Here is a 12,658-nt window from a genome sequence, read left to right as displayed (position 1 = left end):
TGCTAGCGGATTGCGTGGGGTCAGCGCTTGCTCAGTGCGTCGTAAAGCTCGGGACGGCGGTCACAGAGGTAGCGATTGGCAGCGCGCGAGTCGTCCATCAACTGACGATTCAGCTCACCGACGATCAACGCTTCATCGAGTCCGGCCTGGGCGATCCGGCTGCCGTCCGGTGCGGCGATGCTGCTTTGCCCGCAATAGTGGATCTCGCCTTCATGTCCGCAATAGTTGGCGTAGGCCACGTAGCACTGGTTTTCGAAGGCGCGGGAACGCACGGTGACGTCGGCGACGAAATCGAACGGAATCATGTTTGCCGTTGGCACCAGGATCAGTTCGGCGCCGGCCAGCGCCAGACGCCGCGCGTTCTCGGGAAACTCCAGGTCGTAGCAGATCAGGAAACCGAGCTTCCAGCCGTTGAACTCAACCACCGGAAACGCATCCTCGCCGGGGCTGAACATCGACCGGTCCAGGTCGCCGAACAGATGGGTCTTGCGGTAATTGCACAGGCGCTCGCCGTGCGCGTCGATCAACTGCACGGCGTTGTAGATCTGCCCGTCGGCCGTGCGCTCGGGGTAACCGTAAGCAATCGCCAGCCCGGCGGCTTTGGCGATTCGAGCGATCTGTTGCGCCCATTCACCGTTGTAGACCTCGGCCAGCGTACTGACTGCCTCGGCGCCGATGTTGTAGCCGGTCATGAACATCTCCGGCAGCACCAGCAGGTCGGCACCCTTGGCCTCCATCGCCAGTTGCTGCAGGCGATGCAGGTTGGCGGCGGGTTCCAGGGGCAGCGGTGGACATTGGTAAAGGGCTACACGCATCGGGGATTCCTCTTACTCGGGCAGGGCGATAGGGCCGATGTCTTTGAACACATCACCCGGGCCCGGGTTCTCTTTATGTGTCGAACCGCCGAAGTGTTTCATGATGCCCCACACTGCATTGAGCGAGGTTTGCACCGCGCCTTCGACCCATGCCGGCGTCCACGATACGTCATCGCCGGCGATGAAAATCCCGCGCTGTTCGGCTGGCATGTCGTCCTGCATGAAGTGCGCGTACATGCGCTGGTTGTAGCGATAGTGGCCGGGCAGGGCGCCTTTGAACGCGCCGAGGAAATGCGGGTCGGCTTCCCACGACACGGTGATCGGATCGCCGATGATCCGCGCGGCGATGTCGACTTTCGGGTAGATCTTCTTCAGCGCGTTCAACGCCAGCTCTACGCGTTTCTCCACCGGGTGCGGCAGCATCTTCAGCGCGTCGCTCATCCACGAGTACGACAGGCAGATCACGCCCGGCTTGTCGTCGCCGTTATCGAACAGATAAGTGCCACGGGTCAGGCGATCGGTGAGGGTCATGCTCATCAGGTCGCGGCCGGTTTCCGGGTCCTTGTCCTTCCAGAATGGCCGGTCGACCATGACAAAGGTCTTCGACGACTGCATGTAGCGCGTGCGGTCCAGCGCCATCCACATCTTCTGCGAGAACAGGGTTTCGTCGCATTCGATCTGCGTGGTCAGCAGCCAGCTCTGGCAGGTGGTCAGCACGGCGGCGTATTCGCGGGTGTCGCCGTTGTTGTCGGTGACGGCGAAACGGCCGTCCGGCGCGTGGGCGATTTTCTTCACCCCTGAACGCGGCGCGCCACGGTGCAGGGATTTCAGGCTGGTGCCTTCCGGCCAGTGCACGCAACGCTGCGGTACATGGCGCCAGATGCCTTGCGGCACTTGCTCCACACCACCGACCACCAGGTGCTGGTGATCGTCGCAGTTGGTCATCACCACGCGGAAGATTTCCAGCATCGAGTTGGGGAAGTCCGAGTCCCACCCGCCAGTGCCGAAACCGACCTGACCGAACACTTCGCGGTGATGGAATGACAGTTTGGCGAAGGCCTTGGACGTGGCCACGAAGTCGTAAAAGGTGCGGTCGTCCCACAGCGGAACGAGCTTGTTCCACAGTTCTTTGAGGCGTGGTACGTCGCGGTCACGGATCGCTTGCTGGATATCGGCGAACTGCGAACCGGCCTCCAGCGCATCCGCCCAGGCGTCAGCCACTTCCTGGAACAGTGCAGGAAGATCCTTCAGGCTTTGTGCGTAATGGGTTTTGCCTTCCAGGTCGATCACCGTGCTGCCGGAGGCCGGCGTCAGTGGGTTCGGAAAAGGTTTGGTCTCGAGGCCGAGCTTGTCGACGTAGTGATAGAACGCCGTGGAGGACACGGGGAAACGCATGCCGCCCAGTTCCGCGACGATGCCATCGGTGCCGTTGAACGCTTGCGAACGCAGACGGCCGCCCAGTTTCGAGGCCTCGTACACCACTGGTTTCAAGCCGAGCTTCATCAGTTCGTAAGCGGCCACCAGACCCGCGATACCGGCGCCGACAATCGCCACTTCAGCGCCGTGATGGTGTTCAGGAATACTGCCGAGGCCGGCCGGGTGTTCGATCCAGTCGTCGAAGGCAAACGGAAAGTCCGGGCCGAAAATGGTAACGGGTTTCTTACCGTCTGCAGGATGGCGATTGTTCTTGTTCATGGCTGACCTTGCTGGCGAACCGACGCGGGATGCGCGTCTGAGTATAGGAAAAGATGCCAGCCATTCTAGGGAGCGTAGAACACGTTAATAAGACGCAAAGTGTCGTCGTTTTGCCATTCTATTGAACAAAGTGACAATCTTTGACTGCACTTCGATTATTTTTGGAACGGGCTCGCCCGCGAAGGCGATGTTCCCTCCACCCAGGAAGGCGGCTGTGACAGACCGCTTTCGCGAGCAAGCCCGCTCCCACAGTGGAGTTGTGTCTGGCGCAGATTCTGTGTTCAACCCGGTCAAATGCGGGAGCGGGCTTGCTCGCGAAGAGGCCCTATTTGCCAATCGGAGGGTTATTGCCATTACTCAAACCGGCTGCCCGCGATCAATCTTGCTACTCAAAATGATTGAGGTCGTGGTCTTCTCTACCCCATCCACACTGCCAATCTGATCCAGCAACTGATCCAGCTGCTCCGGCGAGTCCGTGCGCAACCACGCCACGTAATCAAATTCGCCACTCACCGCACACAACTGCTGCACCTGCGCCATGGCGCTCAATCGACGTAGCACCTCTTTGCCAGAGCGCGGCTGCACCTTGATCCCGACATACGCCTGCAACCCGCCATCGACCACGCGCTGGCCCAGACGCACGCCATAACCGGTGATCACTTTGGCCTTCTCCAGTCGCGCCAGTCGCGATGTGACGGTGGTCCGCGCAATGCCCAGTTGCCTGGCAAGCATGGCCACACTTTCACGGGCGTTGATCTGCAGGGCGGCGATCAGCTGGCGGTCGATTTCGTCGAGAGCAGGAGGGCGAATGTCGGGCAACGGTTGGCTCCAGGGAGTGTCGGGGCGGAGAATCGGGACATGTTACAGGCACAGGGCACGCTGGGCAGCAAACTGGCTATGGCAGTTGCCCTCGCGTGGGTCCAAGCGCTATCACCGGCGCGTCAGCAGGCAGCAAAGCGTGCTGATTTCGGTGGCGCAAGCTACTCCGGGCCAGTGAGCGGGATAGGCGGGCAACCCTGAAAGAAAAGGCCGATATTCAGATTTACAGAAAGCCCCGATGCGCAAGCGTCGGGGCTTTTTGCTTTCTTTCAAACGGATTTGTCAGCGTTCCGCATCTCAAGGATGTACCGCACATTATGTGGTTTTACCTTTAGGTAGCCTCCTCGACCCAAGTCGGAAACTTCGCAACTTGCCTACAGTGTTCGAGGAAGAAAGATTGTCCCCTCAGCCGATCGCCCATGAAAAAGCCGCGTATGTAGCGCGGCTTTCAAATGTGGTAGGCCCACAAGGACTTGAACTGGACCAAAGGATAATGAGTTGTCTAGTGAAACCTAAGCCTAAGGTAATCGGGTGTAAGGGAGGAAAGATAATGCAAGCTCAACGTACTTTAAATACTGAGCTGAGCGTAGTTTCGCGAAAGTGATGAAAACATAGCCCTGTACCTTTGGTGTACCTGTTTGAAGCTGACGGCCTCTGGTTCCTGGCGTTGAAGAAATGACCGAAAAAAACCGATCAGTCCCAGAATGGGAAGAACACGTAGTAAGGAAATGCTCCGAAGTGTCTTATACCCGAACCAGCCCTTCGTCACGGAGCTTGACTCGCAGCACATCGAAAAAGATTACCGGGTACATCTGTTCTTTGTCTCCATGTCATGTGGTAATGTGACGCACTGTCCGTGGACGCTTTGTATTCAAAAGCTTCAAATCAGCCCATGACCGAATCTCTTCTACTACTTAGTCAAGCCATAAAAAAACAGCGTCTTAAGATTGGACTCTCGCAAGAGGAACTAGCCAACCGATGCGGGTTTGACCGTACCTATATCAGCATGCTCGAAAGAGGTAAACGAAATCCTTCTTTTTTAAATTTGCTGAAACTCGCTAAGGGTCTAGAAACCCCAATTTCAAAACTGACAGAGTCTTACGATGGCCTTAACTCCGATAGATGAAATTCATGCGCTACAAATACAAGCTGGCGTCCTGGGGCGTAAAGCGGGTCACTTCTTTGAAGACTGTATAACCAAAGAAATAAACACGCTTACATATCCATTCCAGACTGCGTTAATTGGACAGTCCCATGTGTTCTCTGGCGATCCCGCGTTATTGCTATTAAACTACATCGGGAATCGAGAAGGTATACGCACTATCCAGTCAGCCGTGGCTATTTCCACAGGCGCCCTTGCCACTTCGGAAGCAGGCAAGCAGTGGCTATCCATAAATGGGGCTAGCGTCTCGAGATGCAAAAGTGATTTGGTTATTACCTTAGTTGCGGATAATAATCAAACTATTACTGTTGGCGTTTCAACCAAGCAGTGCAATAATAGAATCCCCACCAATGCCCAATTGTATTTTACAACAGCCATTGGTTTTTCTAATCTTTTGCGTTCAAACGGTATATCTGTCTCTGATCGAGCGGTATATGCGCTTCGACAATTTTGCGGAGATCAAGGGTTTCGGCCACTAGACGAATTAAATAACAGTACTCGACTAACTGATCCCCGTCGCTATTTCTGGGAAGAAATCGATGCACAGGGACGACTGGAGTGGGAGGAAATTTTCACGTATCAACAAGACCAAGTGTCACGTCTTTTGTTTCAGAAAGCCTATCTCAATGATCCTTTCACTCCGGATTACATTCTGCACAAAACAAAGGCGTCAAGCGGCTGGAACCAAACAGAGGTGGCCATTTATTCAGTCGATGAAATCATTGATTTGAGCCGGGCTTATGGGGGCTTTCGCAAGCGGTCTTATTCCGTGAGAAAAGGAAGTTATAAAGACCCGCAAGGGGTCGAACATGACGCACCACGGTTTGGAATTATCCAAATGCAACGTGGTGGCCAGGCCCAGCACCCGCAGCAGCTTCAGTTTAATTTGGAAGCCGGCTACTTTTACAAGATTTAATCGTTTTCGATCAGGTGCTTGGCTATTTTATAGGCGAGCATCGGAGGCACCGCATTACCGATACCTGTTCGAATGGCGCCCAAAGTTCCCTCAAACTTGTATCCATCGGGGAATGACTGAAGACGTGACGCCTCGCGAATGGTCAATGACCGTGTCGCTATGGGGTGCACATTGTTACAGCCGGATATCATCCCAAACGTAGTTTGAACCGTTGCACCCGGCTTTTCCCAAACTTGCCGCTTGTAGGTGGTGTTATAGCCAGAAGGCGGTCGTTTAGTGACATCTTCATTGTCATGGGCGCTGAAGCCTTCTTGCACATCCCAAAGCCAGTCAACCACGTGCGATGGATGTTTTACCGCTTCATGCAAGTGCACCTCTGATTTTTCTCCCGACTCTATGAAGGGTAGATCGGAACAGGCGTCCGCAAAAGTTCTGACTTTTTCAAAGCCAGAAAACAGATCGACATTATCTTTGTGGGTTGGCTCCGGCATAGAGGGGACAAAGTCCACATCATGACGCACTGCAATGAATATCACTCGGTCACGATGTTGGGGTACGCCAAAATTCTTCGCGTTGACTTCGAAATATTCAACGCGATAACCATGGTTTTTAAACTCTCGACGAATATCATCCTTAACAAAGCCGCCGTCCGCATTTTTCATAGAGGTTAAAAGCCGCACGTTTTCCAAAACAGCAAATTTTGGTTTAAACGCATCAACAAACCGAAGATAGTGCTTAAATAACATATTTCTAGGGTCAGTAACCTCTCTCTTGCCGGAAAGACTGAAACCTTGGCAAGGCGGTCCACCAATAATTACATCGACAGTGCCCAGCGATGCTGAAAAAGAATCCAAGGATTCTTTGGTGACACTAGTTATATCTGAACCAATTTCTACCGAATCTGGAAAGTTAAGTTTATATATTTCCCTTAGGGCCGACTCTTTTTCAACAAAACCTTTTATTTTAAAGCCGGCAGCCGAAAATCCTAAACTAAAGCCCCCACAGCCAGAAAAAAGACTGACCGCAGAAAGGTTATTGTTTTTTTCGTTATTATGGCGTGCAAAAATACTATCCAGTTCAGACTTGTATGATGCATTGCCAGGTGTCAGGCTGGCTTTTGCGACCCGTTCGGGGATCACATTAGCTGCGGTATAAGTATGTGCCCTATATCGCTTGGGGCGACTCACCGTAGTATTCACACTTTCAAGATTTGAAATAGTATCAAACACGCGCGTAAGCATTGCTTGTGACATTGGGGCCTTGCCCAACTCGAAAGCAGAAAGTATATGTTGTGATATACCCGTGAGTTCCGCAAGTTTTGCCTGCGACAATCCCAGCTTTTGGCGATGTTCTCGAAGATTAATATTATCTATATTCATGGTGATGAATTGTCTACATTTGAAATCGGGTGTCAATATTTTTAAGGCAGCGCCTTCGCGCAGCGCGCTCACCGGCTAGGCCCTCTTAAGAGAGAGTCTCCACTTGCCGAAACAGAGCAAAAGCGCCCCTGGAGAGCAAAAAGCAGGAAAAATAATGGCTGAACCAGCCAGGTGCTCAATCATAACCGTGAACTGAATGCTAGCAAGAACAGCGCGCAAGGCATCGCGCTTGTCTTCGGACAACCTGTGCCACTTGTCGGTTTAGTCCATTGGCGAGGCCCATAATAAGCGGTAGGCACGGCAACACCAGTCAGCGCCAGGCCTGCCATAAATTCTCGTCGAGAAATCGTCATTGCTCTACCTGTGTCAGCCATGAACCAGGCTTTATCCAAGTACGTTCGTGAAAGCTGATCAGAGGGCTAAATTCCCAAGGCGCTGATGCGTCTCCACTACAGGAAAACCTTTTTCGGGGGCGAGAGATGTCAGTCGCTACCAGTCTTGTGCAGATCAGCCGGACCGAATCACTCCGGCGCCGTCCGCGGCCTTTATCAATTCAACGAATCGCTTTTACTGGCCCGTCAGAGACAGCGGGAATCGAATGCCCGCAGCTAGCCGAGGTTTTTGGCCGGGCTTTGGCGGCTGCCACTGCCAGCCTCTGAATTCCCTTCACCTTGAGCATTCCTTCTACAGACCGGCTGCGCAACTCAGTGCAGCCCACCCTACAACGATGGAGACACAACATGACTTCAGTATTCGACCGCGAGGACATCCTCTTTCAGGTCGTGGTCAACCACGAAGAGCAATATTCGATCTGGCCCGACTACAAGGCCGTGCCTGCCGGCTGGCGCACCGTCGGCAAAAGCGGTCTGAAAAAGGAATGCCTGGCTTACATTGAAGAAACCTGGACCGACATGCGTCCGCTGAGCCTGCGGCAGAAGATGGAAGAGCAGGCGACTGTGGCTCTCTGAAGTTCTTGCGCAAATAAGAAACCGCAGGCCTGGTAAGGTCAGCGGGTTTTTTCGGTCTGGAATCTGTGTGACGAGCGCGCTGCGATGACTTCCGCAGAAAGGGCAGCCAGTGAGTATTTTCCCAGGTGCTCGATGAGCTTTTTGGCTTTGGATATTTCACTATGCTGGGCTGTGGATTTCTTGGTGGTGGTGATATCGCTGAGATAGCGTGCGAGTGCCGCTTCCAGCGTCATACGCTCAGAACCGCTGCGCTGGATGTACACACTCCGCACCATTTCGTCTTCGGTACGCCGAGACCAGTCCTCCGCATCACGCTTGGATGCGAAAGGTTCCGGCGACGGTGGGCCAGCCAGTTTTGCGAATGAGTGCCTTCCAGGTGCCGGAAGGGGTCTTTACGGGAGTTGCCATGGGAGGGTGCTCTAGGCGGCTGGCGAACCAGGACTGTGCCTGAATTGTACCCTTGGACCCTAAGACTGCATCGGAGATGGTTCCGCCAGAAACACGAAAGCCGCGCATTGCGCGGCTTTAAGTGTGGTGGGCCCACACGGACTTGAACCGTGGACCAAAGGATTATGAGTCCTCTGCTCTAACCAACTGAGCTATAGGCCCTCAGTAGGCCGCGGATTATAGCGACGGTTTGGCGGCTGTGCTATCCGAATAATCCGATACGTTTACACGAAGAAAGGTTGCGGCGAATTCTTCCGGAGGCAGCGGCAGGCTGACGATGTAGCCCTGGATTTGTTCGCAGCCCTCGGCGGCGAGGAATTGTTGCTGTGCCTGGGTCTCGACGCCTTCGGCAATCACGGTGAATTGCATGCTCCGGCCCAAGGCGATGATCGCGCGGACAATCGCCGCGTCGTGCGGGTCATCGGGCAGTCCGCGAACAAAAGACTGGTCGATCTTGAGGATGTCCAGCGGCAGGCGTTTGAGATAGCTGAGTGAAGAATAACCGGTGCCGAAGTCGTCGATCGCCAGTTGTACGCCAAGGTGTTTGAGCTGGTGCAGCACCGCCAGGGCTTCTTCGGCCTGGCTCATGATGAAGTTTTCGGTAATTTCAAGTTGCAGTAAATCCGGCTGCAGACGGTTGTCCCTGAGCAGTTGTTCGATGCGCCCGAGCAGATTCGGCTGGCGCAGTTGCGCGCCGGCAAGGTTGACCGACAGCGGGCCGAGGCTGTCGTAGATCTGGCTCCACTCGAACATCTGCCGGCAGGCGGTCTCGAGCACCCAATCACCGATCTGCAGGATCATCCCGTTCTCTTCGGCCAGCGGGATGAAGTGCTCCGGCGGCACCTCGCCGAAGGTCGGGTGGCGCCAGCGGATCAGCGCTTCGGCGCCGACCAGGCGATGGTCGTCGAGGCTGATTTTCGGTTGGTAGTAGAGGAACAACTCTTCGCGCTCGATGGCCCGGCGCAGTTCATGTTCCAGCGCCACACGTTCGCTGGCCTGGGCGGTGAGGTCACGGGTGTAGCTTTCGACGCGGTTGCGGCCCTTGGCCTTGGAGCGGTACATCGCCGCGTCGGCGTTTTTCACCAGCGTGGCGACGTCACAGCCGTCCCGTGGGTACAGGCTGGTGCCGATGCTGGCGCTGATGAAAAACTCGTGCTCACCGGCCTGGAACGGTGCGCCAAAGCAGTTGAGCAGTTTGGTGGCGATATTGTCAGCATCGCTGGCCTGTTGCAGACCCGGCAGCAGAATAATGAATTCGTCACCGCCCAGTCGTGCGACGGTGTCGATGTCGCGCAGCTGTTCTTTCAAACGCACGGCAATGCCTTTGAGCAGCAGGTCGCCAACCGGGTGGCCGAGGCTGTCGTTGATGTGTTTGAAACGGTCGAGATCGAGGAACAGCACCGCGCCCTGACCACCGTTTTCCTGCTGGCTGTTCAGTGCGGTGAGCAGGCGGCTTTCAAACAACGTGCGATTCGGCAGGCCGGTGAGCGGGTCGTGGTGCGCTTGATAATCGAGCTTGGCCTGCGCGTGTTTGAGGCTGGAAATATCGGCAAACACCGCGACGAAGTGAGTGATGAACTTGTCGCGATTGCGCACGGCGCTGATGGTTAGCCAGCTCGGGTACAGCTCGCCGTTCTTGCGCCGGTTGGAAATCTCGCCCTGCCAATGTCCTTCAGCGGTCAACTGGTGCCACATCGCCGCATAGAACGCGCTGTCGTGCAGACCGGAGGCGAGCAGGCGCGGGGTGTGGCCAAGGGCTTCGCTTTCGCTGTAGCCGGTGATTTCGCTGAACGCGCGGTTGACCGCGCTGATGTGCTGCTGGGTGTCGGTGATCAGCACGCCCTCGGCGGTGCTCTCGAATACGGTGGCTGCCTGCTGCAGCTTTTCCTGCATCAGGTGACGCTCGGTGATGTCCCGGGCGATGGTCAGCATGCAGTCGTCTTCGCCGATCGGTAGCGGCCGGCTGGACACTTCGCACAGGCGTATCTGCCCGTCACTGCGACGGATATGGCAGGTGAAGTCGCGAACGAAACCGTCGCGGTGCAGCAGATCGAGCATCTGCTTGCGTTCGTTGAGGTTGACCCAGATTCCCAGGTCCAGCGCGGAACGGTCCACCGACATCGCACTGTTGAACCCGGTGATGCGGCTGAAGCCTTCGTTGACCTCTAGCAACAGGCCGTCGCTCTGACGCGACAGCAGCAAGCCGTCGGGTGAGGCATGAAAAGCCTTGGCGAACTTCTCTTCGGAGGTTTGCAGTTGCTGCTGGGTTTCCTTGAGCTGAGTGATGTCGCGTACCACGACTACCAATGCGGGAGTGGTGTCGAGGTCGAACGGTTCGGCGGAGATCAGGCCGGTGAAAACCTGGCCGTTATTGCGGCGAAAGGGCATCTCCAGGTTGCGAATGCTGCCGGCCTGCAAACGCTGCAACAGTCCCGGGCCGACACCGGGGATGCCCCAGATATTCAATTCCGTGGCGGTCTGGCCGACCACATCTTCCGCCTTCAGGCCGATCTGCTCCTCAAAGGCTTCATTGACCTCCAGCAGACAGCCGTCGGACAACCGCGCGATCACCAGGATGTCCGGGCATTGCTGGAATACCGAGGCGAACTTCTGTTCCGACAGGCGCAGCGCTTCCTCTGTGCGCTTGGTTTCACTGATGTCGATCATCAGCCCGCGCATCACCGGCTCGTGCCCGTGTTCGATCAGGCTGACGATGTCACGCACCCACAGACAGCGTCCGTCCGCGGTGATCACCCGATAGTCGAGGGTGTGATCGCGTCCTTCGCGCACTGCGTCATCGCAAATGGCCTGGGCGCGGGTCAGGTCGGCGGGGTGGATGATGTTGCGCCAGAAGCCTGGAATCAGCCAGTGCGCTTGTGGATAGCCGAGCAGATCCTCGGCATGCGGCGACACGTAGCTGTAGGTGAAGTCGCTCATGCGCGCTTCCCAGGCGATGGCCGACAGGCTCTCGACCAGTCCGCGATAGTGATATTCGCTGCTGCGCAGTTCCTGTTCGAGATCGACGCGGCGGGCGATCTCAGAACTCAGGCGGCGATTGATACGAATGACCACCGCGAGGACGATCACCAGCAGCAACAGGCCCGGCAAACCGTAGATCAGCAGGTCCGACCAGAATGTCCGATGGTCCAGAACATTGCCGACCCAGTGCTCCTGAATGCTGCTGATTTCCTCGGGGCTCATGTCCGCCAGGACTTTGTCCAGAATGCCCACCAGCATTTTGTTGTCACGGGGTACGCCCATGGCCAACTGATAGCGATACGGGGTTTCGCCGCTCACGTATAAACCGTCGAGCTTGAGCTGGCGCAGGCTCCAGACGCTGGAAGCGAGATCGCCGACCACCGCGTCAACCTCATCGGTAGCCAGGGCCTGCAAGGCCGAACTGACATTGGGCATGGCCACCAGATTCAGGTCGGGATGGTGGGTGCGCAGCAGTTCGTGGGGGGCGTAGTTCTCCACCACGGCGATCTTCAGACCGTACAGGTCTTCGATTTTGCGCGGCTGCGCGCCGCCGATGTGGGCGAGGATCACGATCGGGAAGTCGAGGTAGGGGCGGGTAAACGAAAGATAGTTCTGCCGTTCGGGCGTGGACATGATCCCTGGCAGCAGATCGATCTTGCCGGTTTTCACCTGCGCCAGGACTTCGGTCCAGCTCGAGGGCTCGATCGGGGTCAGATTGACGGCCAGGCGTTGGCGGATCACGTCGATGTAATCAGCGGCCAGGCCCTGATAGCGATTCTGTTCATCGCGGAACTCGAACGGCGGCCACGAGGCATCGACACCCAGGCGCAAGTCCGGGTGAGCCGCCAGCCAGCTACGTTCTTCATCGGTCAGAGTCAGCGCGTCAGCCGTTGCGGTCCAGATCATCAGTGACAGCAAGAAAAGCACGGGCGCCAGTCTGGGCATAACCGTCTCGTTATGGCACGGGATTCATTGTTTCGAGTGTAGACGGGGTATGCCGGGGAGGGGCGGTGCGAGGGATTTAATCTGCCGCATAAACAAAACCCCCGGCCTGGGCCGGGGGTTCTGGTATCACTCGTCGAGGAAGGAGCGCAGATGCTCGCTTCGCGTCGGGTGGCGCAGCTTGCGCAGCGCCTTGGCTTCGATCTGACGGATCCGCTCACGCGTTACGTCAAACTGTTTGCCCACTTCTTCGAGTGTGTGGTCGGTGTTCATGTCGATACCGAAGCGCATGCGCAGGACCTTGGCTTCACGGGCAGTGAGGCCGGACAGTACTTCGCGAGTCGCTTCTTTCAGGCTTTCAACGGTTGCAACATCGATTGGCGACTGCATGGTCGAGTCTTCGATGAAGTCACCCAGATGAGAGTCTTCGTCATCACCGATCGGGGTTTCCATGGAGATCGGCTCTTTAGCGATCTTCAATACCTTGCGGATCTTGTCCTCATGAATGTCCATGCGTTCGCCCTGCTCTTCCGGGG

The 12,658-nt window shown here is 56.2% G+C and carries 9 protein-coding genes, 1 tRNA gene and 2 pseudogenes; 3 read left to right on the top strand and 9 right to left on the bottom strand.

Translation table 11 applies throughout. The features are described from left to right. Positions 1 to 20: 20 nt before the first annotated feature. The 3 genes from ACIOUG_RS18955 to ACIOUG_RS18945 all read right to left on the bottom strand — a co-directional run bounded on the left by ACIOUG_RS18955 (position 21) and on the right by ACIOUG_RS18945 (position 3,329). Entirely contained in the window at positions 21 to 815 is a 795-nt protein-coding gene (locus ACIOUG_RS18955; protein ID WP_401067676.1) for a carbon-nitrogen hydrolase family protein, read from the bottom strand. Positions 816 to 827: 12 nt separating this feature from the next. Next, positions 828 to 2,510: a flavin monoamine oxidase family protein gene (locus ACIOUG_RS18950; protein ID WP_401067673.1), complete on the bottom strand. Its 1,683-nt coding sequence runs from the start codon at positions 2,508 to 2,510 to the stop codon at positions 828 to 830. A 357-nt stretch (positions 2,511 to 2,867) separates the two neighbouring features. Then, positions 2,868 to 3,329 carry an Lrp/AsnC family transcriptional regulator gene (locus ACIOUG_RS18945; RefSeq protein WP_187680847.1) on the bottom strand — a complete coding sequence of 154 codons (462 nt, stop codon included), beginning with the start codon at positions 3,327 to 3,329 and terminating at the stop codon, positions 2,868 to 2,870. A gap of 892 nt (positions 3,330 to 4,221) precedes the next feature. Between ACIOUG_RS18945 and ACIOUG_RS18940 the strand changes: the two genes are divergently transcribed. Together ACIOUG_RS18940 and ACIOUG_RS18935 are read left to right on the top strand one after the other, a co-directional pair. Then, entirely contained in the window at positions 4,222 to 4,455 is a 234-nt protein-coding gene (locus ACIOUG_RS18940; protein ID WP_401067728.1) for a helix-turn-helix domain-containing protein, read from the top strand. Further along, positions 4,433 to 5,407, top strand: coding sequence for a hypothetical protein (locus ACIOUG_RS18935; RefSeq protein WP_401067671.1), 975 nt, complete (start codon positions 4,433 to 4,435; stop codon positions 5,405 to 5,407). Before ACIOUG_RS18940 ends, ACIOUG_RS18935 begins: the two co-directional genes overlap by 23 nt. Here the strand turns inward: ACIOUG_RS18935 and dcm are convergent. Then, on the bottom strand, positions 5,404 to 6,858 hold the full coding sequence (gene dcm, locus ACIOUG_RS18930; protein WP_401067668.1) for a DNA (cytosine-5-)-methyltransferase: 1,455 nt from the start codon (positions 6,856 to 6,858) through the stop codon (positions 5,404 to 5,406). The genes ACIOUG_RS18935 and dcm overlap by 4 nt on opposite strands. Positions 6,859 to 7,043: 185 nt before the next feature. Continuing rightward, positions 7,044 to 7,139: pseudogene (locus ACIOUG_RS18925) on the bottom strand (twin-arginine translocation signal domain-containing protein); the annotation flags it as partial. 387 nt (positions 7,140 to 7,526) lie between these two features. Between ACIOUG_RS18925 and ACIOUG_RS18920 the strand changes: the two are divergent. Continuing rightward, complete coding sequence (locus tag ACIOUG_RS18920) at positions 7,527 to 7,754, top strand: MbtH family protein (protein WP_401067665.1); 228 nt, start codon at positions 7,527 to 7,529, stop codon at positions 7,752 to 7,754. 62 nt (positions 7,755 to 7,816) lie between these two features. Here ACIOUG_RS18920 and ACIOUG_RS18915 read toward each other — a convergent pair. From ACIOUG_RS18915 to ACIOUG_RS18900, 4 genes and pseudogenes are all read right to left on the bottom strand, one after another. Then, positions 7,817 to 8,162 (bottom strand): annotated as a pseudogene (locus tag ACIOUG_RS18915) (site-specific integrase); the annotation flags it as partial. Between the two features lie 124 nt (positions 8,163 to 8,286). After that, a tRNA-Ile gene (locus ACIOUG_RS18910) sits at positions 8,287 to 8,363 on the bottom strand. A gap of 15 nt (positions 8,364 to 8,378) precedes the next feature. Continuing rightward, the gene (locus tag ACIOUG_RS18905) at positions 8,379 to 12,125 is read right to left on the bottom strand and encodes a bifunctional diguanylate cyclase/phosphodiesterase (RefSeq protein ID WP_401067663.1); all 3,747 of its coding nucleotides are present in this window, start codon (positions 12,123 to 12,125) and stop codon (positions 8,379 to 8,381) included. Between the two features lie 126 nt (positions 12,126 to 12,251). Then, a partial coding sequence (locus ACIOUG_RS18900; protein ID WP_401067661.1) for a sigma-70 family RNA polymerase sigma factor occupies positions 12,252 to 12,658 on the bottom strand: 407 nt, incomplete at its 5' end.

Source organism: Pseudomonas sp. NPDC087803 (assembly GCF_044742995.1).
Lineage (GTDB): Bacteria > Pseudomonadota > Gammaproteobacteria > Pseudomonadales > Pseudomonadaceae > Aquipseudomonas.
This window is presented reverse-complemented; position numbering and strand designations above follow the sequence as displayed.

Bases quoted from the DNA above. Each gene is read 5' to 3' on its own strand.
- ACIOUG_RS18935 (WP_401067671.1), top strand. From the start codon at position 4,433: ATGGCCTTAACTCCGATAGATGAAATTCATGCGCTACAAATACAAGCT.
- ACIOUG_RS18905 (WP_401067663.1), bottom strand. From the start codon at position 12,125: ATGCCCAGACTGGCGCCCGTGCTTTTCTTGCTGTCACTGATGATCTGG.
- ACIOUG_RS18940 (WP_401067728.1), top strand. From the start codon at position 4,222: ATGACCGAATCTCTTCTACTACTTAGTCAAGCCATAAAAAAACAGCGT.
- ACIOUG_RS18950 (WP_401067673.1), bottom strand. From the start codon at position 2,510: ATGAACAAGAACAATCGCCATCCTGCAGACGGTAAGAAACCCGTTACC.
- ACIOUG_RS18955 (WP_401067676.1), bottom strand. From the start codon at position 815: ATGCGTGTAGCCCTTTACCAATGTCCACCGCTGCCCCTGGAACCCGCC.
- ACIOUG_RS18920 (WP_401067665.1), top strand. From the start codon at position 7,527: ATGACTTCAGTATTCGACCGCGAGGACATCCTCTTTCAGGTCGTGGTC.